The organism is Lentzea sp. (assembly GCF_036380075.1).
Lineage (GTDB): Bacteria > Actinomycetota > Actinomycetes > Mycobacteriales > Pseudonocardiaceae > Lentzea.
Window position 1 is genome coordinate 1 of record NZ_DASVFL010000174.1, and the last position, 23,771, is coordinate 23,771.

The 23,771-nt window shown below is 69.5% G+C and carries 23 protein-coding genes and 2 pseudogenes; 6 read left to right on the top strand and 19 right to left on the bottom strand.

Annotated features, from left to right (window positions below; genetic code table 11):
- From VF330_RS19750 to VF330_RS19760, 3 genes are all read right to left on the bottom strand, one after another.
- A partial coding sequence (locus tag VF330_RS19750; RefSeq protein ID WP_414675407.1) for a WXG100 family type VII secretion target occupies positions 1-854 on the bottom strand: 854 nt, incomplete at its 3' end.
- Positions 851-1,162, bottom strand: a complete 312-nt coding sequence (locus VF330_RS19755) for a hypothetical protein (RefSeq protein WP_330853108.1) — start codon at positions 1,160-1,162, stop codon at positions 851-853. The genes VF330_RS19755 and VF330_RS19750, both read right to left, overlap by 4 nt.
- A 19-nt stretch (positions 1,163-1,181) precedes the next feature.
- The gene (locus VF330_RS19760) at positions 1,182-1,634 is read right to left on the bottom strand and encodes a YbaB/EbfC family nucleoid-associated protein (protein ID WP_330853109.1); all 453 of its coding nucleotides are present in this window, start codon (positions 1,632-1,634) and stop codon (positions 1,182-1,184) included.
- Positions 1,635-1,763: 129 nt separating this feature from the next.
- Between VF330_RS19760 and VF330_RS19765 the strand changes: the two genes are divergently transcribed.
- Entirely contained in the window at positions 1,764-2,672 is a 909-nt protein-coding gene (locus VF330_RS19765) for an ATP-binding cassette domain-containing protein (protein ID WP_330853110.1), read from the top strand.
- Positions 2,669-3,850 carry an ABC transporter permease gene (locus VF330_RS19770; protein ID WP_330853111.1) on the top strand — a complete coding sequence of 394 codons (1,182 nt, stop codon included), beginning with the start codon at positions 2,669-2,671 and terminating at the stop codon, positions 3,848-3,850. The genes VF330_RS19765 and VF330_RS19770 overlap by 4 nt, the downstream gene beginning before the upstream one ends.
- On the opposite strand, the gene VF330_RS19775 is transcribed toward VF330_RS19770, so the two are convergent.
- From VF330_RS19775 to VF330_RS19790, 4 genes are all read right to left on the bottom strand, one after another.
- Positions 3,840-5,084, bottom strand: a complete 1,245-nt coding sequence (locus VF330_RS19775) for a deoxyribodipyrimidine photo-lyase (RefSeq protein ID WP_330853112.1) — start codon at positions 5,082-5,084, stop codon at positions 3,840-3,842. The two genes, VF330_RS19770 and VF330_RS19775, sit on opposite strands and share 11 nt — an antisense overlap.
- 68 nt (positions 5,085-5,152) lie before the next feature.
- Complete coding sequence (locus tag VF330_RS19780) at positions 5,153-6,466, bottom strand: citrate synthase (RefSeq protein WP_330853114.1); 1,314 nt, start codon at positions 6,464-6,466, stop codon at positions 5,153-5,155.
- Positions 6,467-6,689: 223 nt separating this feature from the next.
- Positions 6,690-7,637: a carbohydrate kinase gene (locus VF330_RS19785; protein ID WP_330853115.1), complete on the bottom strand. Its 948-nt coding sequence runs from the start codon at positions 7,635-7,637 to the stop codon at positions 6,690-6,692.
- Positions 7,638-7,643: 6 nt separating this feature from the next.
- Positions 7,644-8,234: a TetR/AcrR family transcriptional regulator gene (locus VF330_RS19790; protein WP_330853116.1), complete on the bottom strand. Its 591-nt coding sequence runs from the start codon at positions 8,232-8,234 to the stop codon at positions 7,644-7,646.
- 84 nt (positions 8,235-8,318) lie between these two features.
- On the opposite strand from VF330_RS19790, the gene VF330_RS19795 reads away from it, so the two are divergent.
- The gene (locus tag VF330_RS19795) at positions 8,319-9,458 is read left to right on the top strand and encodes an acyl-CoA dehydrogenase family protein (RefSeq protein WP_330853117.1); all 1,140 of its coding nucleotides are present in this window, start codon (positions 8,319-8,321) and stop codon (positions 9,456-9,458) included.
- Here VF330_RS19795 and VF330_RS19800 read toward each other — a convergent pair.
- The 6 genes from VF330_RS19800 to VF330_RS19825 all read right to left on the bottom strand — a co-directional run bounded on the left by VF330_RS19800 (position 9,455) and on the right by VF330_RS19825 (position 17,054).
- Positions 9,455-10,663 (bottom strand): amidohydrolase, encoded by a 1,209-nt coding sequence (locus VF330_RS19800; RefSeq protein ID WP_330853118.1) that lies wholly within the window; start codon positions 10,661-10,663, stop codon positions 9,455-9,457. The two genes, VF330_RS19795 and VF330_RS19800, sit on opposite strands and share 4 nt — an antisense overlap.
- 459 nt (positions 10,664-11,122) lie before the next feature.
- Positions 11,123-11,887, bottom strand: a complete 765-nt coding sequence (prcA, locus tag VF330_RS19805) for a proteasome subunit alpha (protein WP_330853119.1) — start codon at positions 11,885-11,887, stop codon at positions 11,123-11,125.
- 35 nt (positions 11,888-11,922) lie between these two features.
- Positions 11,923-12,771 carry a proteasome subunit beta gene (prcB, locus tag VF330_RS19810; protein ID WP_330853120.1) on the bottom strand — a complete coding sequence of 283 codons (849 nt, stop codon included), beginning with the start codon at positions 12,769-12,771 and terminating at the stop codon, positions 11,923-11,925.
- Between the two features lie 49 nt (positions 12,772-12,820).
- Positions 12,821-13,015: a ubiquitin-like protein Pup gene (locus VF330_RS19815; RefSeq protein ID WP_030471529.1), complete on the bottom strand. Its 195-nt coding sequence runs from the start codon at positions 13,013-13,015 to the stop codon at positions 12,821-12,823.
- Positions 13,016-13,094: 79 nt separating this feature from the next.
- Entirely contained in the window at positions 13,095-14,588 is a 1,494-nt protein-coding gene (dop, locus tag VF330_RS19820; RefSeq protein ID WP_330853121.1) for a depupylase/deamidase Dop, read from the bottom strand.
- A gap of 72 nt (positions 14,589-14,660) precedes the next feature.
- Positions 14,661-17,054 carry an ABC transporter permease gene (locus VF330_RS19825; protein ID WP_330853122.1) on the bottom strand — a complete coding sequence of 798 codons (2,394 nt, stop codon included), beginning with the start codon at positions 17,052-17,054 and terminating at the stop codon, positions 14,661-14,663.
- Between the two features lie 107 nt (positions 17,055-17,161).
- Between VF330_RS19825 and VF330_RS19830 the strand changes: the two genes are divergently transcribed.
- Positions 17,162-17,653, top strand: coding sequence for an NUDIX domain-containing protein (locus VF330_RS19830; RefSeq protein ID WP_330853123.1), 492 nt, complete (start codon positions 17,162-17,164; stop codon positions 17,651-17,653).
- Here VF330_RS19830 and VF330_RS19835 read toward each other — a convergent pair.
- The 5 genes and pseudogenes from VF330_RS19835 to VF330_RS19855 form a co-directional block, all read right to left on the bottom strand.
- Complete coding sequence (locus VF330_RS19835) at positions 17,637-17,975, bottom strand: antibiotic biosynthesis monooxygenase (RefSeq protein WP_330853124.1); 339 nt, start codon at positions 17,973-17,975, stop codon at positions 17,637-17,639. The two genes, VF330_RS19830 and VF330_RS19835, sit on opposite strands and share 17 nt — an antisense overlap.
- Before the next feature lie 13 nt (positions 17,976-17,988).
- Entirely contained in the window at positions 17,989-18,867 is an 879-nt protein-coding gene (locus tag VF330_RS19840; RefSeq protein WP_330853125.1) for an aldo/keto reductase, read from the bottom strand.
- Between the two features lie 74 nt (positions 18,868-18,941).
- Positions 18,942-19,997 carry a glycoside hydrolase family 5 protein gene (locus VF330_RS19845; protein WP_330853126.1) on the bottom strand — a complete coding sequence of 352 codons (1,056 nt, stop codon included), beginning with the start codon at positions 19,995-19,997 and terminating at the stop codon, positions 18,942-18,944.
- A 97-nt stretch (positions 19,998-20,094) separates the two neighbouring features.
- Positions 20,095-20,850: an ABC transporter permease gene (locus tag VF330_RS19850; protein ID WP_330853127.1), complete on the bottom strand. Its 756-nt coding sequence runs from the start codon at positions 20,848-20,850 to the stop codon at positions 20,095-20,097.
- Positions 20,851-20,897: 47 nt separating this feature from the next.
- Positions 20,898-21,548, bottom strand: a pseudogene (locus VF330_RS19855) (ABC transporter ATP-binding protein); the annotation flags it as partial.
- Between the two features lie 110 nt (positions 21,549-21,658).
- On the opposite strand from VF330_RS19855, the gene VF330_RS19860 reads away from it, so the two are divergent.
- Together VF330_RS19860 and VF330_RS19865 are read left to right on the top strand one after the other, a co-directional pair.
- Complete coding sequence (locus VF330_RS19860) at positions 21,659-22,726, top strand: sensor histidine kinase (protein WP_330853128.1); 1,068 nt, start codon at positions 21,659-21,661, stop codon at positions 22,724-22,726.
- On the top strand, positions 22,723-23,349 hold the full coding sequence (locus VF330_RS19865; protein WP_330853129.1) for a response regulator transcription factor: 627 nt from the start codon (positions 22,723-22,725) through the stop codon (positions 23,347-23,349). Before VF330_RS19860 ends, VF330_RS19865 begins: the two co-directional genes overlap by 4 nt.
- Before the next feature lie 238 nt (positions 23,350-23,587).
- On the opposite strand, the pseudogene VF330_RS19870 reads toward VF330_RS19865, so the two are convergent.
- Positions 23,588-23,771, bottom strand: a pseudogene (locus VF330_RS19870) (proteasome ATPase); the annotation flags it as partial.

The following is a 23,771-nucleotide window of genomic DNA, read 5'->3' on the forward strand; positions in this document are numbered from 1 at the left end:
CCGCCGTGGGCCCGTTCCTGGTCGGAGCTGCCGAGGCCGTCGAAGCCGCCGGAGGTCGGCCGGCTGATGCCGCCGCCCGCGCCGCCGGCGCCCTTGTTGGCCATCGAGGAGATCGCGTCGATGACCTGCTCGGCGATCTTCGCGATGTTGGTGACCTGCTTGATGAGGTTCATCAGCTTCTGCACGGAGCCGACGAGCTTCTGCAGGAAGTCGGCCAGCTTCTTCGCGTAGTTGACCGCGGTGGTGACGATGTCCGCGATCGCGCCCGCGATGGCCGCGCCGAACGTCAGGAACGACGCCGCCAGCCACTCGATGATCTTCATGACCATGTCGGACACGGCCTGGCTGATCAGGTCCATGATCATCTTGCGGACGGTGCCGACCAGCTCACCGGCGCCCTTGACCGCTCCCGCGATGCCCTCGACGGACTTCGCGAGCGTCTCGAGGCCACCCGCGTGCCTCTGCGCGGCGGCGCGGTAGCCGTCGGCCGCCCTGCCCTGCCACTCGCGGGTCTGCGAGACGCAGATCTTCTGGTACTCGGCGGCGATGCCGTGGACCTGCTTGCCGGCGTTCTGGAACGACTGCGCCATCTTGGCGATCGACTCGGGGCTGCCGAGCAGGACGTCGAACGGCTCGCGCAGGAAGTCGACGTGCTGGATGGCCCAGCTGAACCCGGCGGACAGGAAGCCGCTCAGCGGGTTCGCGGCCATGCCGACGATGCCCATGGCCGAGTTCGCGATGCCGAGGCCCGCGTTGACCCAGTCGCCCCGCTCGATGGCGGAGTAGGTGTTCGAGATGTTGCTGATCAGCTGCTGCGTGTCCTGGCCGCTGGACTGCGTCGCGGGGGCGTTCATCCCCGGCCTCCCTTGAAGCCGAACATGGTGTCGAGGTCGACCTGCTCGTACTGCTCGATGGTCTGCTTGAGCCCGTGGCCCATGTCCATGAGCGAGTTGGCGGCCTTGCCGAGCCCGTCCTGCGACAGACCGGCCTCCTGGAGCACCTTCTGGGCCAGGAACCCGAGGAAGACGCCGAAGGCCTCGGTCGTCAGAGCGCCCGGGTCGCACGTCTCCGTGGCCTTGCGCATCCGCTCCATGAGCTTGTCCACGCTCGCCGCGTGGTTTCTCAGCTCATCGAGGTCGATGTTGAAGTGTGATGACTGCATCGCCTACCCCCTCCTGCACTCAGGCCATGACGTCGGGCGGGTTGGTGAAGTACTCGTCGTCGGGCCGCGTGTCCTTGCGCTCCAACTCCGACTTCGGTTCTTCCTCGTCGGTTCCGTCTCCCGCGTATCCGTTCGGCATCTGCGCCTTCACGAACTCGAGCGCGGGGCTGTCGCCGACGAAGTCCGTCATGATCTGGACGACGCGCCCGGAGGCGTCCCGCTGGGCCTTGGCCGAGGCAGCGAGCACTGCGGAGGCGATCTCACCGGGGTCCATGCCGCGGGCCTCCGGCTTGATCTGGAGATCGGTCAGCACGCCCGTGGCGTTGACCGTCACCGTGATGAAGCCGTCGGGCGAGCTGGCGCTGCCACCCACACCACCGAGCTGGTCGCGAGCCTGCTCAGCGTTCTGCTTCGCCTGCTCGATCTTGGCCCCGTACTGCGCGAGCCACTGGTCCGGGTCAATGGGCTGCATGGTCACCCCCGTTGAGTGAATTGGTCGTTCGTTCGATTCGCTCTAGACGCCCGTATCGTTTCACCCGTTCCCTGCTCACCGATACTTTCAGTCCGATTACCGCCATCCGGGCTAACGAAGGGGTTCACCGTGCCTGAGGGAGTGCTGGAGATCGACGGGATCTCCAAGCGCTACGGGGAGGTCGTCGCCCTGCGGGACATGTCCTTCGACGTGCGCGCGGGCGAGCTCTTCGGGTTCGTCGGCAGCAACGGCGCCGGGAAGACCACGACCATGCGCATCGCGCTGGGCGTGCTCGCGGCCGACTCCGGCGAGGTGCGGTGGAACGGGAGAACCGTCGACCTCGACACCCGCCGCCGGATCGGCTACATGCCGGAGGAGCGCGGGCTCTACCCGCGGATGAAGGTGCTCGACCAGCTCGTCTACCTGGCCGAACTGCACGGCATGAGCACCAACGAGGCCCACACGAGCGCGGAGAGCTGGATCGCCCGCCTAGGGCTGCGCGACCGCCGGGCGGACGAGGTGCAGCGGCTGAGCCTCGGCAACCAGCAGCGCGTCCAGCTGGCCGCCGCGCTGGTGCACGAGCCGGACGTGCTGGTGCTCGACGAGCCGTTCTCCGGCCTCGACCCGGTCGCGGTGGACGTGATGAGCCAGGTCCTGCGCGAGAAGGCGTCGTCGGGGGTGCCGGTGGTGTTCTCCAGCCACCAGCTCGACCTGGTGGAACGCCTGTGCGACCGCGTCGGCATCGTGAGCGCCGGTTCGATGGTCGCGAGCGGAACAGTGGATGAACTCCGGGCCGGCGGGACCTCGCGCCTGGTCGTGGAGTCGCCGACGACCGACTGGGCTGCGACGCTGGACGGTGTGCGGGTGGTCGAGAGGAACGGGACGCGCTGCGTCCTCGAGCTCGCCGACGGCACCGACGACCAGACGGTCCTGCACGCCGCGCTCGCCGCGGGTCCCGTGCACGAGTTCTCCCGCCAACGCCCCTCGCTCACCGAGCTCTTCCGCAACGTCGTCACCACCGAGAGCAGGAGCGCATGAGGTCGTCCCGAGCAGTCGGGCTGGTGGCGAAGCGCGAGTTCGTCACGAAGGTGCGCACCAGGTCGTTCCTCATCGGCACCGCGGTGATCATCGCCGTGCTCGCCGGGTACGTGGTGCTCCAGTCGGTCCTGTTCGACGACCAGCAGCACAGCGTCGTCGGCCTCTCCGGCCAGGCGACGCAGCTCGCGGACCCGTTGAAGGAGAAGGCCAAGGCGTTCGGCATCGAGGTCGAGACGCGCGACGTCACGACCGCGGGCGACGCCGAGCAGGAGGTCCGCGACGGCAAGCTGGACGCGCTGGTGACCGGTGCGCCGCCCCAGCTGAAGATGATCGTCAAGGGCTCCGGCGACGAGGTGCTGACGACGGCGCTGAACGACGTGCTGCGCCAGCAGGTGCTGACCGCGCAGCTCGCCGAGGCCGGCATCACCCCGCAGGAGGTGGCGGAGAGCCAGGCGAACGCCAGGGTGGCCGTGACCGCGCTCGAACCCGTTGACCCGCAACGGGGTCAGCGCCTCGCGATCGGGTTGATCGTGGCCGCGCTGCTGTACTACTCGCTGCTGGTCTACGGCACGATGGTCGCCCAGGGCGTCGTCGAGGAGAAGTCCAGCCGGGTCGTGGAGATCCTGCTCGCGACCGTCCGCCCGTGGCAGTTGTTGCTGGGCAAGGTGATCGGCCTCGGCGCGGTCGGCCTGCTCCAGCTGCTGGTGATCTCGTCAATGGGGCTCGTGCTCTCGTCGGCGTTCGACGTGGTCGACGTCGGCGCGCTCGGTGGAGCCGCGCTGCTGACGGGCGTGCTCTGGTACCTGCTCGGCTTCTTCCTGTACGCCACGGTGTTCGCGGCCGCGGCGTCGCTCGTGTCGCGGCAGGAGGAGCTCCAGTCGGTGCTGACGCCCATCAGCATGACGATCATCGTGGCGTTCGTGGCCGGCATCAACCTGATGATCGGCAGCCCGTCCGGCTCCACCGTGACGGTGCTGTCGCTGCTGCCGCCGTTCGCCCCGATCCTGATGCCGGGCCGGATGGCGCTCGGCGTCGCACCGGCGTGGCAGGTGCTGCTGGCCGTGGCGCTCGCGCTGGTGGCCATCGCGGCGATCACGTGGCTGGGCGGCAAGGTCTACGCGAACGCCGTGCTCAGGACCGGCGCCCGCGTCAAGCTCCGCGAGGCCCTCAGGACCTGATGGCCTGGTAGCGGTCGAGCGCGACCTGGCGTTCGACCGCGTGGTCGACGATCGGCGTGAGGTCCGGCGAGTCCGGCGCGTACCGGCGGACGTACGCGCCGTCCGGGTCGAACTTCTTCTGCTGCGTGGTCGGGTTGAAGATCCGGAAGAACGGCGCCGCGTCCGTGCCGCAGCCCGCGACCCACTGCCAGTTGTGCTGGTTCGACGCGAGGTCGCCGTCGACCAGGTGCTCCATGAAGTGCCGCGCGCCCCACCACCACGGCAGGTGCAGGTCCTTGACGAGGAAGCTCGCCACGATCATGCGCACCCGATTGTGCATGAAGCCCTCCTGGAGGAGCTGCCGCATGCCGGCGTCGACGATCGGGAACCCGGTGCGGCCCTGTTTCCAGGCCTCGAACAGTTCCAGGTCGTCGTCGTGCACCATCCGGTCGAACTTGCGGTCGAGGTTCTCCCGCGCGGTCTCCGGCTTGTGCCACAACACGTCGGCGTAGAACTCGCGCCAGGCGAGCTCGCTGCGGTACGTGCCGTCGCAGTCCTGCAGGAGCGTGCGGGGGTGCAGGACGCCCCACCGCAGGAACGCCGACATCCGGCTGGTGGCGTCGAGGTCGGGCCGGTCGCGGGTGTTGTCGTAGTCGTGGAGGCGTTCGTCGCGGAACTTCTCCCACAGCTCCAGCGCGTCCGGCAGCTTCTCCGCCGCCTTCGGGATCTTGGTCTTGTTGGTGGGCTCCATCCAGTCCACAGTGGAGGCGTCGGTGTCGGCGGGCTTGCGCCAGCCGTGCTCCAGCCAGGCGTTGCGGAACGGCGTGAAGACCTTGAACGGCGTGCCGTCGCCCTTGCGCACGCGTCCCGGCGCGACGGCGTAGGGCGAGCCGGAGCGGACGAGTTCGATGTCCCCCAACGCTTCCTCGACGGCCTCGTCCCTGCGGCGGCCGTACGGCGCGTAGTCCGCGGAGATGTGCACGCTCCCGGCGCCGATCTGCTTCGCGACGCGCGGAACGGTCTTCACCGGGTCGCCGTGCACGACCATCAGCCGGCCGCCGAGCTGGTCGTTCAGCGCGTGCAGGCACCGGTGCAGGAAGTCGATCCGCGGCTGCCCCGACGGTTTGAGCAGGCGGTCGTCGAGGACGAACAACCCGAGCGCGCGGGGAGACCTCTCCGCGGCGGCGAGAACGGCCGGGTGGTCGGAGGTCCGCAGGTCGCGGCGGAACCAGATGAGCGAGGGTTCGGAACTCACCGGTCGAAGCTAAGACGAGCGGGGCACGCCTGCATGACAGGCGTGCCCCGCTCGGGTGAAGCTGACGGTCAGCGGTTCTCCATCGCGATGAAGTCGCGCTCGACCGGACCGGTGTAGATCTGCCGCGGGCGGCCGATCTTGGTGGCCGGGTCGTTGATCATCTCGCGCCAGTGCGCGATCCAGCCGGGGAGCCGGCCGAGCGCGAACAGCACGGTGAAGAACTTCGTCGGGAAGCCCATCGCCCGGTAGATCAGACCCGTGTAGAAGTCCACGTTCGGGTAGAGCTTGCGGGAGATGAAGTACTCGTCGCTCAGCGCGGCCTCTTCCAGCTGCTTCGCGATGTCGAGCAGCTGGTCGTCGGCGCCGAGCTTGCCGAGGATCTCGTCGGCGGTCTTCTTGATGATCGCGGCGCGCGGGTCGTAGTTCTTGTAGACCCGGTGGCCGAAGCCCATCAGGCGGACGCCGTCCTCCTTGTTCTTGACCTTGTTGACGAACGACTTCACGTCGCCGCCGTCGTTCTTGATCTTCTCGAGCATCTCCAGCACCGCGCTGTTCGCGCCGCCGTGCAGCGGGCCGAACAGGGCGTTGATGCCGGCGGAGATGGACGCGAAGAGGTTCGCCTCCGACGAGCCGACCAGGCGCACGGTCGACGTGGAGCAGTTCTGCTCGTGGTCGGCGTGCAGGATGAACAGCAGGTCGAGAGCGCGGACCAGGTCCGGGTCGAGGTCGTAGGCCTCGGCCGGGAAGCCGAAGGTCATGCGCAGGAAGTTCTCCACCAGGCCCAGCGAGTTGTCCGGGTAGAGGAACGGCTGGCCGACCGACTTCTTGTACGCGTAGGCCGCGATGGTCGGCAGCTTGGCGAGGAGGCGGATCGTCGAGATCTCCACCTGGTTCGCGTCGAACGGCGACAGCGAGTCCTGGTAGAAGGTCGACAGGGCGGACACCGCGGACGACAGCACCGGCATCGGGTGCGCGTCGCGGGGGAAGCCGTCGAAGAAGCGCTTGAGGTCCTCGTGCAGCAGGGTGTGCCTGCTGATCTTCTTGTTGAAGTCCTCGAGCTGCGCGGCGGTCGGGAGCTCGCCGTAGATCAGGAGGTAGGAGACCTCCGCGAAGTTCGAGCGCGCGGCCAACTGCTCGATCGGGTACCCGCGATAACGCAGAATTCCAGCGTCACCGTCGATGTAGGTGATCTCGGAGGAGCAGGAGGCCGTGTTGACGAAACCGGAGTCCAGGGTTACCAGACCGGTGGTCGACAGCAGCTTGCCGAGTTCGATGCCGGACGCGCCTTCGGACGCCCGCACCACCTTCATCTCGAGCTCTCCGCCCCCGTGGCGCAGCGCGACGGTCTGTGGGTCGGTCGGCGCAGTCGTCGCGTCGGGCATTCAAGTCCCTCTCAACGCTCGGACGGGGTGGCGGCAGGTCGCACGGCCTGCCGACGTCTCGGACCACCCCGTTGGGATCTGAGTCTTCAAGTTCATCCACGCTAGTCGGCGGAAGGCCCGGCTCGCAGCAGCGGTGTGAACCGATTCTGTGAGATGGGACCGGCATCACATCCGGAATGCCAGTTTCCAGCGCGGCTACCCCACGGTAGTCCGATCCGCCGCTTTAGCCAGCCAACGCGGCGGTGAGTTCGCTCGCAAAGGGCGGTTCGGCACCCGCACGGGAACATGTGATCGCGGCGGCCGCGCCGGCGTACGTCAGAGCCTCGGTCCACTCGTCGCGTGAGAGCGCGCGCACCTTGCCGGTGTCGAGCGCGTCGTGGTCGTGCAGCCACGCGAGCAGGGCACCTTGCACGGTGTCGCCCGCCCCGATCGTGTCGACCACGTCCACCGTCACGGGTGGCACGTCGACCTGGTCCGTGGCGGTGATCACGGAGAGGCCGTCGCCGCCCTTCGTCAGCACGACGGCGGCCGGTCCCTGTGAAATCCACGTCCTTGCGATCTCGATCACGTCGGCGTCGGTGGCGTTCTCGGCGTCCGCGAGCCACCGCGCGTCCTCGACGGACACCTTCAGCAGCCCGACGTCCGGCAGCCACGACGCGAAGCGTTCGCGGTAGGCGCCCGGATCGGCGATGAGCCCTGCCCGGATGTTGGGGTCGAGCGCGGTCAGCAACCGCTTGCCCTCGCGCCGCAGCACCTTCTCGTACACCGAGGCGCCGGGTTCGAGCACCAGCGACAGCGTGCCGAACGAGACGGCCTGCACTCCCTCGGCCAACGGCCCGGGGTCCTCGACGAGCCGGTCGGCCGTGCCCTCGACGTAGAACGCGTAGCGCGCGGACCCGTCCTCGGCGAGCCCGACGACGGCGAGCGTGGTGTTCTCCGGTCCACGTTGGACCAGATCCGTGCTCACGCCCGAGGCGTGCAGCCGCTTCACCAGCTGCTCGCCGAAGTGGTCGGTCGACACCCGCGACAGGAACCCCGTCGGCACGTCCAGCCGCCCGAGCGCGACCGCCACGTTGTACGGCCCGCCACCGAGTTTCGGCGCGAGCGGCGTGAGCTCGTCGTCCCCCACCGGCACCATGTCGACCAGCGCCTCACCAGCAACCACGATCACCGCGTTCTACTCCTTCTGCGAAGCGCCCGTCCTCTGGAGCCCATCCAACAACAGTTCCCCCAGGGCGGTGAACGCCTCGGCGTCCGAAACGCCTGCCCGTTTCGTGAGGACACCCGTCTGGATGCCCTCGATGAGCAACCCGGCCATCTCGGCGAACAGCGTCGCGTGCACCTCGCGGAACACGTGCAGCTCGACCCCGTCCTGGATGAACGCCTTGATGCGCTCGGCGGCGGCACGCGCGTTGCGCTCGTACGTGGCGCGCGTGGGCGGGAAGTCGGACACGTCGGCGATGAACGCCGCCGACGCCTTCGACAGCTCCTCAGCGGCTCCCGCGAGGTAGCTGCCGATGCGTTTGCGCACGTCGTTGAGGCCCGCGACGCGCTTCTCGATCCGCTCGGCCGCACCCTTGAAGTACCGCCCGACCACCCGCACGGCCAGCTGCTCCTTGCTGCCGGCGAGCGCGTACAGCGTGGACTTCGAGCAGTGCAGCCTGCCCGCGATGTCGTCCAGCGTGAGATGCCCGAAGCCCTCGGTGAGGAACAACGCCTCCAACCGGGTGAGCAGCTCGGCCTGCCGCTGCGTGAGAGCCCGCGTCATAGGTGACGACCCTGCCACATTCGCTGGCTGCTGTACTGCACAACGCACTAGAGTACAGCTACCAGTACACACCGGAGGTCGACGATGCCCGCCGAGAGGCTGCTCCCCACCCCAGAGGCAGAAGACCTGATCGCGCTGGTCAGGGAGATCGCGCGGGACGAGCTGAAGCCCCACGCCGCGGACGCGGAGGAGAACGAGAAGTTCCCCCGCGACGCGTTCCGCCTGCTGGGCAGGTCGGGTCTGCTGGGCCTGCCGTACCCGGAGGAGTTCGGCGGCGGCGAGCAGCCCTACGAGGTGTACCTGCAGGCCCTCGAAGAGGTCGCCTCGGCGTGGATGACGGTCGCCGTGGGCCTCTCCGTCCACGTGATGTCCTGCTACGGCCTGGCCACCTTCGGCACCCGCGAGCAGCAGGACCGCTGGCTCCCCGAGATGCTCGAGGGCGAGCTGCTGGGCGGCTACGCCCTCTCCGAGGTCCAGGCGGGGTCCGACCCGGCCGCCATGTCGACCAGGGCGGTCCGCAAGGGCGGCGACTACGTCGTGAACGGCACCAAGGCGTGGATCACGCACGCCGGCGCCGCCGACTTCTACACCCTGATGGCCCGCACGAGCCCGGACGCGGGCCGCGGCATCTCCTGCTTCCTGGCACCGGGCGAGACCAGGGGCCTCACCGCGCTGACCCCGGAACGCAAGATGGGCCTGACCGGCTCCATCACCGCGCAGCTCCACTTCGACGACGTCACCTTCGGCACCGACCGCCTGATCGGCAAGGAGGGCGACGGCCTCAAGATCGCACTGTCCGCTTTGGACTCCGGCCGCCTCGGCATCGCGGCCTGCGCCGTGGGCCTGGCCCAGGCGGCCCTGGACGAGGCGGTCACCTACGCCAAGACCAGGACCCAGTTCGGCCGCCCGATCATCGAGTTCCAGGGCCTGGAGTTCCTCCTGGCCGACATGGCGGCGGCAGTCGAGTCGGCCAGGGCCACCTACATCTCAGCGGCCCGCCGCCGCGACAAGGGCCTCCCCTTCCGCCAGCAGGCCTCGATCGCCAAGCTCATCGCCACCGACGCGGCCATGAAGGTGACCACCGACGCCGTCCAGGTACTCGGCGGCGCCGGCTACACCCGCGACTTCCCGGTGGAGCGCTACATGCGCGAGGCGAAGGTCCTGCAGATCTTCGAGGGCACCAACCAGATCCAGCGCCTCGTGATCGGCAGGGGCCTCCGCTAGACCTCCCGGTAGAAGGGGTCGGCCACGACCCCTTCCCCGAGCCCTTCGTCGAACGCGTAAACCTCACGCCCCTCGACGAACACCCGCAACGCCCGGCTCATCACGTCCAACGGATCCCCGGACCAGATAACAACATCACCATCAAGCCCCGGCTTGAGCGCGCCGACCCGGTCGTCCAGCCCCATGATCCGAGCGGGGTTGGTCGTGATGGACTTCAACGCCACCTCACGATCCAGCCCTTCCTTCACCGCCAGAGTGGCCTGGTGCACCAGGAAGTGAATGGGCACAACGGGATGGTCGGTCGTGATCGCCAACTCCACCCCGGCCCGAGCCAGGATCCCGGGGTTCCGCAGCCCTCGGTTCCGCAGCTCCACTTTGGACCTAGAAGTGAACAACGGCCCGATGATCACCGGAATCTGCTTGTCCGCGATGACATCGGCGATCAGGTGCCCCTCGGTCCCGTGGTTGAGGATCAACCGGTACCCGAACTCCTCGGACAACCGGATGGCCGTGGCGATGTCATCGGCCCGGTGAGCGTGCTGACACCAGGCCAACTCCCCGGACAACACCTTCCCCAGGATCTCCAACGTCCCGTTGCGGTCGAAGGCCTTCCCGTCCTTCTCGGCCTCGGCCTTCCGAGCCAGGTAGTCCTGCGCCTTGGTCAACTCGTCCCGGATGACCGCAGCCACCCCTTGCCGAGTCGACGGCAACTTCCCCTTGTCGCCGTAGACCCGCTTCGGGTTCTCACCAAGCGCACTCTTGACGCTGACCGGCTCCTTGACGAGCATCTCGTCAACGGTCCGACCCCAGCACTTGATCGCAACCGTCTGCCCACCGATGGGGTTGCCGGACCCGGGCTTGATCACAGCGGTGGTGACCCCGCCACTGAGCGCATCACCAAACCCGAGGTCAGCGGGGTTGATGGCGTCCAACGCCCGCATCCGAGCCCCCACGGGGTCAGTCATCTCGTTGGTGTCCTGCCCGGCCCACCCCTCAGCCTCCTCGTGGACACCGATGTGCCCATGAGCCTCGACGAAGCCGGGCAAGACCCAGGCCCCACCCGCGTCGACGACCTCAACCCCGTCAGGGACAGAGACGTCAGCCCCCACAGCAACGATCTTGCCGTCCTGGATGAGGACGGTCCCGCCCTCAACAGGCGAACCGTCGACGGGCACGACATAGCCACCGGTGATCGCGATGTTCATGGTTAGCAACGCTAACGGTTAGACAGCCAAGGGGCCACCCCAACGAAGCCGAAGGCGAGCAGCCCTTGGTCTGGCTTTTGCTCTTGGCTTTTGAGCGCAAGCTCTCGCGGTGGGTGCCCCGTCACGAGTCGCGCCACAGCACTTGCTGCGCCTGAGGGGGTATGTCAAACGGCCACGCTTTTCGGCCGTTTGACATACCCCCTCAGGCGTGGCCCGCTCCTGGTGCGACTTGTGACGGGGCACCCACCGCAACGCAACCACCAACGCAACAGCAAGCCGCCCAAAGCAACAGGCGTGCCATCAACCCGCCAGCGGCGCGGAGCCCCCGATCAGATTGCCGGGGGTCTGAGGGCAGCGCCCCCAGGGGGAAGCACGCAACAGAAACAGGCCGCCCGCAACAGGGGAACACAAAGCAAAAGGCCCCCAGGCACAAAACCCGGGGGCCCAGCCAACCCAACCTCAGGCGTCGTCCTCAGCCCCAGGCAGCTCAACATCCTCCACAGGCTTCCCGTCCTTCACAGGAGCAGGAACCAGAGCGTCCAAAGCCGCCCCGGCAATCCGCCGAAAAGCCCGCCGAGGCCGAGCCCTCTCCAACACCGCGACCTCCAACTTGGCCGCGGGCAACAACTCGGAAGACCCGGCCGAAGTGGAAGGCGACCCAGCCGACAACGCCTTCACAGCGATGGAAAAAGCCTCAGCCAACGAAAGAGAGTCGGCAAAGGCCTCCTTCAAAGCCGTGTTGGCGGCGTCCACGGTGCCACCCATCACGATGTACTGCGGCTCGTCCACGATGGACCCGTCGTAGGTGAGCCGGTACAGCGTGTCGGCGGCGGCGGTGTCGCCGACCTCGGCCACGCAGATCTCGACCTCGAAGGGCTTGATCTGCTCGGTGAAGTAGGTGCCGAGAGTGGTCGCGTAGACGTTGGCCAGCGACCGGGAGGTGACGTCGCGCGGGTCGTTCTGGTACCCGCGGACGTCGGCGAACCGGATCCCGGCCTGCCGCAGGTTCTCGAACTCGCTGTACCGCCCGACGGCCGCGAAGCCGATGCGGTCGTAGATCTCCGAGACCTTGTGCAGCGTGCTCGAGGGGTTCTCCGCGACGAACAGAATGCCGTCCGCGTACTTCAGCACGATGACGCTGCGACCCCTGGCGATGCCCTTGCGGGCGTACTCGGAGCGGTCGCGCATCACCTGCTCAGCCGATGCGTACAGCGGCATCGTCATGGGTGGTGCTCCTGACGTCGAACGTGTGGGGGGACTCAGCCGGCGGGGCGGGACCTGCGGCCGTCGACGACCGCGTCGGCGATCGTCTGGACCTGGGACTTCGGCACCTCGACGGCGCCGTCGATCCCGTTGATCGTGACCACGACCGGGTACAGGCGGCGGACGGGGTCCGGGCCACCGGTCGCCGAGTCGTCGTCCGCCGCGTCGTACAGCGCCTCGACGACCGCGCGGATGGCGGTCTCGACGTCCGCGTCCGGGTCGTAGAGCTTCTTGAGCGCCGACTTCGCGAAGAGCGAGCCCGAGCCGACGGCCTGGTAGCCCTGCGACTCCTCGTAACGGCCACCGGTGACGTCGTAGGACACGATGCGGCCCGCCCGGTCCGGGTCGGCCGCGGTCGTGTCGTACCCGGCGAACAGGGGCACCACGGCGAGGCCGGCCATGGCCGCGTCGAGGTTGCCCCTGATCATGGCCGAGAGGCGGTTCGCCTTGCCGTCGAGCGACAGCGGCACGCCCTCGATCTTCTCGTAGTGCCGCAGCTCGACCGTGTACAGGCGCACGATCTCGATCGCGATGCCCGCGGTTCCCGCGATGCCGACGGCCGAGTGGTCGTCGGTCACGAAGACCTTCTTCATGTCGCGCTGGGCGATGACGTTGCCCATGGTCGCGCGCCGGTCACCGGCGATCACGACGCCGCCCTTGTACGTGGCGGCCACGATCGTCGTCCCGTGCGGGGCCTGGACGGTCCCCTCGGGGAGCTTCCGGCCGCTGGGCAGCATCTCGGGTGCCTGCGCCCGCAGGAAGTCCGTGAACGACGACGAGCCCGGAGTGAGGTACGCCGCCGGCAGCGCCGCGGCCGGGTAACGCCCGGTCGAGCTGTTGTCCATGTGTTGGTTGTTCTCCCGTCCCCGAGGTGGTCAACAGGCCCCCGAGGGCCTACTGACCACCCTTCTGCACGTATGCGCGGACGAAGTCCTCCGCGTTCTCCTCGAGCACGTCGTCGATCTCGTCGAGGATCGCGTCCACGTCCTCACCGAGCTTCTCGCGGCGTTCCTGACCTGCTCCGGCGGCGTCGTCCGCACCGTCGTCGCCGTCGCCACCGCCCTGGCGCTGCTTCTGTTCCTGGGACATCTCGGCCTCCCACTGACTCGCCTGACAAGAACACTACCCAGCGGCACCGACAAAATCCCTGAGCCACTCGGGTAGACGATCACCCGCGGGTGAGTGCGTCCACCAGCTGCTCGGCGGTGTCCGATGCCTCCAGCAGCGCTCCGACGTGCGCTTTCGTTCCCCGGAGGGGTTCGAGCGTCGGAATCCGCACGAGCGATTCTCGACCGAGGTCGAAGATCACCGAGTCCCACGAGGCGGCCGCGACGGCGCTCGGGTAGCGCTCCAGGCACCGGCCGCGGAAGTACGCACGCGTGTCCTCGGGCGGCGTGGTGATGGCCGCGCGGACCTCCTCCTCGCTGACCAGGCGCTTCATCGAGCCGCGCGCGACCAGGCGGTTGTAGAGGCCCTTGTCCAGGCGGACGTCGGAGTACTGCAGGTCGACCAGGTTGAGCCGCGCCGAGCCCCACGCGAGGCCGTCGCGCTGCCGGTAGCCCTCGAGCAGCCGCAGCTTCGCGACCCAGTCGAGCCGGTCGGCGCACAGCGCCGGGTCCTTCGCCAGGTCGGTGAGCACCTCGCCCCACACGCGCAGGACGTCGCGGTCGCCGACGCCCTCCTTCTCGACGAACGCCAGGGCGCGCTCGTGGTAGGCGAACTGCAGGTCGAGGCCGGTGAACTTGCGGCCGCCGGTCAGCTCGACCTTGGTCTTGAGCGTCGGGTCGTGGCTGATGTGGTGCACCGCGCGCACCGGGTCGACCAGGCGCAGGTCGTCGAACCGCTGCCCGGCCTCGATCATGTCCAGCACCAGCGAGGCCGTGCCGACCTTGAGGTACGTGGAGTACTCGGCGAGGTTGGCGTCGCCGATGATGACGTGCAGGCGGCGGTACTTGTCCGCGTCCGCGTGCGGCTCGTCGCGGGTGTTGATGATGCCGCGCTTGAGCGTCGTCTCGAGGCCGACCTCGACCTCGATGTAGTCGGCGCGCTGCGAGAGCTGGAAGCCGGCCTCCTCGCCGGAGGGCCCGATGCCCACGCGGCCGGAACCGGTGATGACCTGGCGCGACACGAAGAACGGCGTGAGGCCCGCGATGACGGCGGTGAACGGCGTCGACCGCTGCATCAGGTAGTTCTCGTGGGTGCCGTACGACGCGCCCTTGCCGTCGACGTTGTTCTTGTACAGCTGCAGGCGCGGCTGGCCGGGCACGGTGGCGGCCTTGAGCGCGGCCTCCTCCATGATCCGCTCCCCCGCCTTGTCCCAGATCACCGCGTCGCGCGCGTTGGTGACCTCGGGTGCCGAGTACTCGGGGTGCGCGTGGTCGACGTAGAGCCGCGCGCCGTTGGTGAGGATGACGTTGGCCGCGCCGAGGTCCTCGACGTCGGAGTCGGCGGGGTGTCCGCCGGGGCTGCCCAGGTCGAACCCGCGCGCGTCGCGCAGCGGTGACTCCACCTCGTAGTCCCACCGGGCGCGCCGGGAGCGCGGTATGTCCGCCGCCGCCGCGTACGCGAGCACCACCTGTGTCGAAGTGAGCACCGGGTTCGCGGTCGCGTCGCCCGGCACTGAGATGCCGTACTCGACCTCGGTTCCCATGATCCGCCGCATGCGCAACACCTTATGACCTGAACCCGACATCAGCGTGAGGGGAGCTTCACGGTGAAGCTCCCCCCACCCTATTCACCCGGATGCCAGTCCGGCGGCAGGACGGATCCGCGAGGCGCCGCGCGAGGGCCCGAAAGCGGCGACCACGGCGAGCGCCACGACCGCCACCGCACCGATGACCAGCGGGAACACCACCGATACGGCGGGCAGCACCAGTGGGATCCCGATGGACAGGATCGCGACCACCGCGTACCCGAACCCGAGCGCGCCGCCGCCGAGGACCCCGACGAGCGCCAGCATGACCGCCTCCGCGATGACCCCGCCCTGCAGCCCGCCTCGAGTGACGCCCAAGGCGCGCCGCAGCGCGAGCTCCTTGCGGCGCTCCTGGACGGAGATCGTCAGCGCCGTGCCGATGCCGGTCACGGCGACCGCCACGGACAGCCCGAGCAGCACCATCATCAGCACGGTGCCGAGGTGCATGTACCGCTCGGCCTCGGCGCGTTCGTCGGCGTCGGTCCTCACGATCACGGTCGGGTTGTTCGGCAGCGCGGCCTGCAGACCCGCCCGGAACCGGGCGGGATCCGTGCCGTCCTTCAGCGCGACGAGCACCTTCTCCGCCGGCCCCGACGTCTGGCCGCCGAGGATCGGCGTGTAGCCGGTGAGCGTGCCGGGCACGGTCCCGACCACCTTGTACTGCTTGCCGTCGCTCTCGATGAAGGGCTTGTCGTCCCACTCCGACGGCACCACCGCGGTCCCGGCGGCGAGCTGCTCGGCCCCGGCCACGTTCTGCGCCTTGAGCCACGTCCGGAACTCCTCCGGGTCGGCGCCGGAGCCGTTCTCGGCCTTGTGCAGCACGACGCTCGCGGCCACGCCGTCCTGCGCGGGGATCGGCGGCAACGCCCTCTCCCCCGCGTCGACGACGGTGGCGTCCGGCCGTTCCTCGTTGGCGAACGAGTACGTCAGCTCCTGCGCGGTGCCCAGCAGGACCAGGAAGAACGTCACCATCGAGCTGGCCAGCAGCAGCGGCAACGCGACCGACGCCGACCGCTGCGGCATCCTGCGCACCTCGGCGCCGGCGAGCTTCCAGTGCGTGCCGCCGATCCTGCCGAACAGGCGCGCGAGGAACGGCACGGTGACCGGGCCGAGGATCCAGAACACGCCCGTCACCGCGGCGATCGCGGAGAACGTGACGGCGAGCGGCGCCCCGGACGTGCCCTTGGCGGCGATGGCGGCCAGTGCGAGGACGGCGGCGACACCGGTGAACAAGAGACCGAACACGAGCCGAAGGCGACGCACGGACCGCTTCGGCACCTCGTTGTCGGCGTCGCGCAACGCGGCGAGGGGCGACACGCGCGCGGCGTTGACCGCGGGACGGACGGCGGCCACGACCGACAGGATGGCGGCGACGACGACTCCGAGGATCACGTACCCGAGCGACGGCAGCAGCCGGGGGCTGAGCTCCACGGCGCCGAACAGCACCGAGATGCCGGTGACGTCGAACGTCCTGGCCAGCACCCACGCCATCGGCCCGCCGAGCAGCGCACCGCCGATGCCCGCCGCCACACCCGTCAGCAGCGCCTCGAACAGGCTCCTGCGCACCAACGGCCCGCGCTGGGCGCCGATGCACCGCAGCAACGCCGTCTGCCGCTGTCGTTGCGCGTAGACCGCGCGGAACGTGGCGGCGGCGACGAACACCGCGGTCGCCAGCGCGAGGATGCTGAACGGCAGCAGGACGAACGTCAGGTCGTCGCCCACCTTGTCGGCGTCGGGGTCCGGGTCCCACACGGCGTAGGACGCGCCCGCGGCGGCCTTCACGGCGTCACGGGCACCCCCGATGACCCAGATCTGCTTGGTGAGCGGCTGCGGGTCGAGCTTGGTCGCGAGTCCGGGACCGGCCACGAGGATCGGCCGCGAGTCCACGCCGCCCTTCTTCAGCACGCCGCTGACGGTGACGGTGACCGGCTTGCCGTCAGCAGCGGCGAGCGAGACCTCGTCCCCCGGTTCGAGCCCGCGTTCGAACGCGGTGATCTTGTCGACGGCGACCTCGCCGTCGGCGGCGGGCTGCCTGCCCTCCTCCAGCGGCCAGCGCACGAGGTCCGGCTGCTGGACGTTCACCTCGGCCCGCTCCTGCCCCGCGCGGCCGTTCGCGTCGAGCAGGTCCGCCCGCGCCACCTGCACCGGCACCGCCCTGCCGACCGCGGAGAGCGTGCCCAGCAGCGCGTCGTCGAGCTTCGGGCGGGCGGCTTCCGGGACGTCGCTGTCGAACGGCTGCGGCTTGACCTCGACGACGTGCCCCACGGACGGCGGTGTGAGGGGCGTGCCCTCGTCGATCGACCTGCTGAGCGCGTCGCTCAGCACCAGCGCGGCCAGCAGGCAGGCCACGCCGACGACGAGCGCGACCCCGGGCAGCAGCGCGCGGCCCGGCCGGGCGCGGAACTCGGCGACGCCGAGCCGCAGGGAAGTGGACACGAATCCTCCTCGGTGACGTCTGACGGTCACGAAGGTAGGAAGGAGGGCGATCAGCGGGCGTCGGACTCCGGTAGCAGGCTGACGTACGACCACAGGAGGACGCGGGGATGATCAACCTCTACGACGGGGACGCGAACGTGATCGGGGAGGTCACGCGCGAACGGATGCGCGCGGAGAACCTGTGGCACGGCTGCGTTCTCACCGTCGTGCACTCGGTCGACGGCGAACGGGTGTACGTCCACCGCCGCACGGACACCAAGGACATCTTCCCCGGCCTCTACGACTTCGCGGCGGGCGGCGTGGTCGACGCGGGCGAGACCCCGGACGTGGCCGCGGTCCGAGAGCTGCGCGAGGAGCTCGGCGTCGAGGCGCCCCTGGAGTTCCTCTTCCGGACCACCTACGTCGACGAGCACACCCGCTACCACGCGTGGATCTACCGGACGCGCTCCGACGGCCCGTTCACCCACCAGCCCGAGGAGGTCGCCTGGGGCGGGTGGATGCGGCTGGACGAGCTGCGCGGCCGGATCGAGGACCCCGGCTGGCCGCTCGTCCCGGACGGCCGCGTGATCGGCCGGGAGTGGCTCAGCCGGTTCGCGTGAACCCGTGGCTGCGCTCCACCTTCGCGATGTGCAGGGTGTAGCTCTCGTACCACGCGTCGCGCCCACGCTGTTGTGCCGCACGGTGTTCGGCGTTGGACCGCCACTGCCGCAACGCCTCGGCGTCGCGGAAGTACCCGACGGTGATGCCGAGGCCGCCGGGGGTCTGCGCGTGGTCCATCCCGAGGTAGCCGGGGATGTCCCGCACGAGCTCCTCCATGCGCGCGTTGGTCTCGCGGTAGCCGCTCTGCTCCTCGGTCCGCACCGTGGTGAAGACAGCGGCGTAGTACGGGGGTTCGAAAGCCTGCATCGGCGCGTCGCTCACGCCGTGACCATAACTAGTTCCAGCTCAGGCCCGCGCGGTATTTCCAGTAGTGCTCGGCGGGCTCGCTGAGGTCCGGCAGGTCGACGTCGATCCGCAACGCGTCCACATTGGACCTCAGCTGCTCCGGGCTCGCCGCGCCGGACAGCACGACGTCCGCCCACGGCTGCCGCGCGATCGCCGCCAGCGCCACCGCGTCCGGACCGACCCCGAGCGCTTCCGCCTGTGCCGCGACCGCGTGCGGGGGCTGCACGACGAGCCGTCCGTTGGCCACGCCCTCCTTGACGATCACCCGCAGCCCGGCGTCGTGGGCCTCCTGCAGCGCGTCGCCGGCCGAGGTCTCCAGCAGGTTCCAGGTGGACTGGACCGACTGGAAGACGCCGAGGTCGAGCGCCTTGCGGATCGCGTCGGCCTGCCTCGGCCCGGACGTCGAGAAGCCCAGCGGGACACCGGTCGCGACCATCGCGTCGCGCAGTTCCGCGTCCTCGAACAGCGGGCTGTCGACCGTCAGCGAGTGCACCTGGTAGAGGTCGACGCGCGGCAGCAGCTCGCCGGTCTCCCGCCACTGCCGGGTGAACCGGGCCAGCGAGTGCTCCTTGACCTCGTGCACCTCGGCGTCGGGCCGCCAGTCCGCGGTGTAGGCGTAGCCCCACTTGCTGGACACCGTCACGTCGTCGTGCCCCGGCAGCCAGGAGGACAGGAAGTCCTCGGACAGCCCGTACGAGCGGGCCGCGTCGACCCAGCGGATGCCGAGCTCGTAGGCGGTGTCGAGGACGAGGTGGCACTGCGCGCGCATCGAGTCGACGTCGCGCACACGCGGCAACGCGTCCTCACGGCCGAGGTTGATGTAGGCGGGACGACCGAGCGACGCCAGTCCGAGTGCGAGTTGTGCCATGACGGACACGGTAAACGGCGGCCCCCCAGGACCGCCGTTCACGTGACCCGTGCGGGTCGGTCACACCGCGACGATCAGAAGTCGTCGGCCGTGCGGATGTGGTTGCGCACCCACTTGCCGGCTTCCTTGAGCCGGCCCTCCCCGGCGAAGCTGCTGCCGGAGCACGTGCCGCTGGTGAACACGGCGCCCGTGCGGTGGTCGTCGGAGAAGTTCCAGTTCGTCCAGGAGATCTTGGCCTCCTTCATGAACGCGATGAACTTGTTCGCCATGGTGAAGTCGTTCGGACCGTCACCGGAGGCCTCCTGCGACCCGAACTCGGTGACGAAGACCGGCACCTGGCTCGAGACCGTGCGCAACGCGTTCAGGTACGAGTCGCGGTGGTCCTTCGCGTAGAAGTGGAACGTGTACATCAGGTTCGAGGCGTTGACCTTGTTGCGGCCGACCTCGTTGACGTCACGCCCGTCGGACAGGCCGAACGTCGACCAGCCGTGCGTGCCCACGAGCACGAGGCTGTCCGGGTCCTCCGCGCGGATCGTCGGGATGACGGCCTCCGCGTAGGACTTCACCCGCGACCACGTGACGCCGTTCGGCTCGTTCGCGATGTCGTAGATGATGTTCGTCTTGTCCTTGTGGCGCTGGGCGATCTCCTTGAAGAACGTCTTGGCGCGCTCGGTGTTGTGGTTCGGGTCGCCCGGCGAGAGCTGGTGCCAGTCGACCAGCGCGTACAGGCCGCGCTTGGTCGCCTCCTCGATGTAGCCGTGCACCAGGTCGGTGAACTTCCGGGGGTTCGACTCGTAGCCGCCCTCCTGGACGTACATCGAGATGCGGAGGATGTCGGCCTTCCAGTCGTTCGCGAGCGCGTCGAGCGACGCGGTCTTGACGCACTGGGAGTACCACTGGATGCCGTGCGTGCTCATGCCGCGCAGCTGGACCTGCTTGCCGTTCTGGTTGCACAGCTTCACACCGCACACCCTGAGCAGGCCGTTCACCGCCGCGGGCGACCCCGGCGGCAGCGCGGCGGCGGAGACGTCCCCCGCGGGTGCCGCGGCGACGGAACTGCCCGCCATCACACCGGTCAACGGAAGCACGACTGCCGCGGCGAGCGCCACCACGGACCTCTGCCAAGCCATTCAGCATCTCCTCTCGGACTGTCGGCGGCGGATTAGATAGGTAAGTTTCCTTACGTATTAAAGGTATGGATGACCATAAAGCGGACTTCCGACCGCGTCAAGCGTCCTGTCGCAGCAGAGTCACCGTCCCGGCACCGAGGGTCACAAGTGCGTACAGCAGCAGGCAGGCGACGGCGGCCACGGGGCTGAGAGGCGGGTCGTCGACGATCCCGGCCACCTCCCACACCAGGTAGGGCACCATCACGGACGAGGCGTCGACGTTCCACGGCTCCGGCAGCATCGGCGTGACGGCCGGGATCCCCCACAGCAGCACGCCCACGACCACGACCGTCACGGCCGTCGACCGCACCGCGAGCCCGAGGCCAAGCCCGGCCAGTCCCGTCACCAGGATCGACAGCACGGCGGCGCTCGCGTACGGCAGCACGTCGCCCAGGCTCTCCCCCGGCGTGATCGGCGGCGGCCTGTCCCCCGCGATCAGCAGGCTCGACCCCGTGCTGAACGCCAGAGCGGCGGCTCCCAGCACCACCGACGCGACGGCGACGAGCACGGTCTTGGCCAGCAGCAGGCGCGTGCGGTCCGGCACGGCCGTCAGCGCGGTGAGCCTCGGGTCGGACGTGGCCACCAGCGCGCCGAGAGCGGCGACGAGGAACTGCACGACCGGCGTGACCACCACGCTGGAGTCGGCGGAGGCGAACCCCGCCCGTTCCGCGGCCGGGGTGGTGTCGTAGTCCTGCACCATCAGGAACGAGATCGCCGCGCCGAACACGAGAACCAGGCCGATGGCCAGCAGGATGCCGTAGGGCGCCCGGACGGTCCGGAGCTTGACCCACTCGGCGGTGAGCGCGTTCGTCACAGTCCCCTCCCCGAGGTGAGCTCCAGGTACGCGTCCTCCAGGGAACCCTTCTCCGTCAACGACTTGATGGACGTCTCCTTGACGAGCTGTCCTCTCGCGACGATCACGACGTGGTCGGCGGTCAGCGCCATCTCGCTCATCAGGTGGCTGGAGACGAAGACCGTGCGGCCCTCGTTCGCGAGGCCCCGCATGAGGTCCCGGATCCAGCGCACGCCCTCGGGGTCGAGGCCGTTGACGGGCTCGTCGAACATCAGCACCCGCGGGTCGCCCAGCAACGCCGCGGCGACGCCGAGCCGTTGCCTCATGCCGAGCGACAGCGCCCGGATCCGCTTGTGCCGCACGCCTCCCAGCCCCACCTGCTCGACCAGCTCGACGGCCCTCTTCCCGGCGATCCCGTTGCTCGCGGCGATCCAGAGCAGGTGGTCGAGCGCCTTGCGGCCGTGGTGGACGGCGGACGGGTCGAGCAGCGCGCCGACGTGCCGCAGCGGGTGCTCCAGCTCCCGGTAGCGACGGCCGTCCACCAGCGCCTCGCCGCCGGTGGGCCGGTCCAGGCCGAGGACCATGCGCATCGTCGTGGACTTGCCGGCGCCGTTCGGGCCGAGGAAGCCCGTCACGAGTCCGGGGTGGACGGTGAACGACAGGTCGTCGACGGCGGTCGTGCCGCCGTACTCCTTGGTCAGGTTCCGCACCTCGATCATGCGACGAAGCCTCGGCCTTCGCGCCTCCGAGCGGATCGGCCCCTGCTCCGATCCCGGGAATCGGACCGTGGTCCGAGGCGTCCGGCCCGTGCGGTCGTTACGGTCGGACCGTGATCACACGACTGCATCTCTACCTGGTCGACGCGGCCGCCGCGGTGGTGATCGGCGTGCTCGTGGGCTACGCGATGGTGGAGCACCAGGAGAAGTCCTGGTGGCTCGTCGTCCCCGGCGCCCTGCTGGTCGCACTGCCCGTGGCAGTCCGCCGGATCTGGCCGGTGCCCGCGCTCGGGGTCACGACGCTCGCGACGGCGGCGGTCGTGGTGGGCCGGGTGCTGCCGCTGCAAGCCCTGGGCGCGCCGATGGGAGCGGTGTGCTTCGCGCTGTACACGGTGGCCGTCGACCGCCCGCGCAGGTGGTCGCTCACCGGTCTCGTGGCCGCCGTGGTCGTGATCTCCGCGATCACCGGCGCGGAACCGGAGAACATCGTGGTCGCCATCGCCGCTCTCAGCGCCGTGTGGGCCATCGGCTACACGACTCGGCTGCGGCGGTCGTTCCTGGACCGCGAGATGACCCAGCGGGCGGAGCAGGCGCTGGCCGGCGAACGCCTGCGCATCGCCCGCGAGCTGCACGACGTGGTGGCGCACAACCTGTCCCTGATCGCGGTGCAGGCGGCCAACGCCGCACACGTGCGCTCACCGGAGCACGCCTACGAGGCGCTGACCGTCATCTCCGAGACCAGCAGGGCGGCGCTGACGGAGATGCGCGGCCTGCTGGGCGTGCTGCGCTCGGACGCCGACCTCGCGCCGTCACCCGGCCTGGACGGACTGGCGGACCTGGCCGACCGCGCGTCACTGGCGGGCGTGCGCGTGTCGTTGGACGTGCGGGGCGACTCCCCCGTGCCGGAGGGCATCGGCCTGTCGGTGTACCGGATCGTGCAGGAGGCGCTGACGAACGTCGTGAAGCACGCGGCACCCGCGTCGTGCACGGTGCTGGTGGACGTGACGCCGTCGTCGGTGCGGGTCGAGGTGTCCGACGACGGTCCCGGTGTGCAGGAGCTCGGCGTGGGACACGGGTTGGTGGGCATGCGGGAACGGGTGGCGGTGTACGGCGGCACGTTCGGCGCCGGACCGGGCACCGGCGGCGGTTTCCGCGTCGAGGCGGAGCTGCCGCACCGATGACGACCGTGCTGATCGCCGACGACCAGGCGTTGCTGCGCGCCAGCTTCCGCCTGCTCGTCGACAACGAACCGGACCTGCACGTCGTCGGGGAGGCCGCGACGGGCGCCGAGGCCGTGGCGCGGGCATCGGTCCTGGAGCCCGACGTGGTGCTGATGGACATCCGCATGCCGGAGATGGACGGCATCGAGGCCACGCGGCTGCTGGACGGGCCGCGCGTGCTGGTGCTGACGACGTTCGACCTCGACGAGTACGTGTTCGGCGCGCTGCGGGCCGGCGCCTCGGGTTTCCTGCTGAAGGACACGCCCCCGGCCGAGCTGCTGGCGGCGATCCGGGTGGTGGCGTCCGGCGAGGCGCTGCTGTCGCCGTCGGTGACACGCCGGCTGATCGGGGAGTTCGTCCGGCGGCCCGGTTCTCCCGCCGTGTCGGGGCTGGAGCGGCTGACGGAGCGGGAACGCGAGGTGCTGCTGCTGGTCGCGCGCGGCCTGTCCAACGCGGAGATCCAGGCCGCGCTGCACGTCAGCCCGGGGACGGTGAAGACGCACATCGGGAACCTGCTGGCGAAGCTGCACGCACGGGACCGCGCGCAGCTGGTGATCGCGGCCTACGAGTCGGGCCTGGTCTAGATCACGGCGTCGCGCAGGAGGTGGCCATTCGCGTCGTACCGGCCACCCGGACCGGTCTTGGAGGTCGAGAGGCTGTGTCCCCGACCCTTCGACGGTGCAGAGGACGAGCCCGCTGTCGATGACCCCCACCTCCACGACGCTCGCCTGACCATCCGCAGGGTGCCGAACCGGTAGCCGGGCGGAAACGCGGAACCGCCCCGGCCGAACAAGGCCGGGGCGGTTGGCGTTCGAAGCGGTCCTACAGGTAGGTGCCGGTGTTCGTGGCCGTGTCGATCGCGCGGCCGGTGTCCTGGTTCTTCCCGGTGACGAGCGTGCGGATGTAGACGATCCGCTCGCCCTTCTTGCCCGAGATGCGCGCCCAGTCGTCCGGGTTCGTCGTGTTCGGCAGGTCCTCGTTCTCGGCGAACTCGTCGAGGATGGCC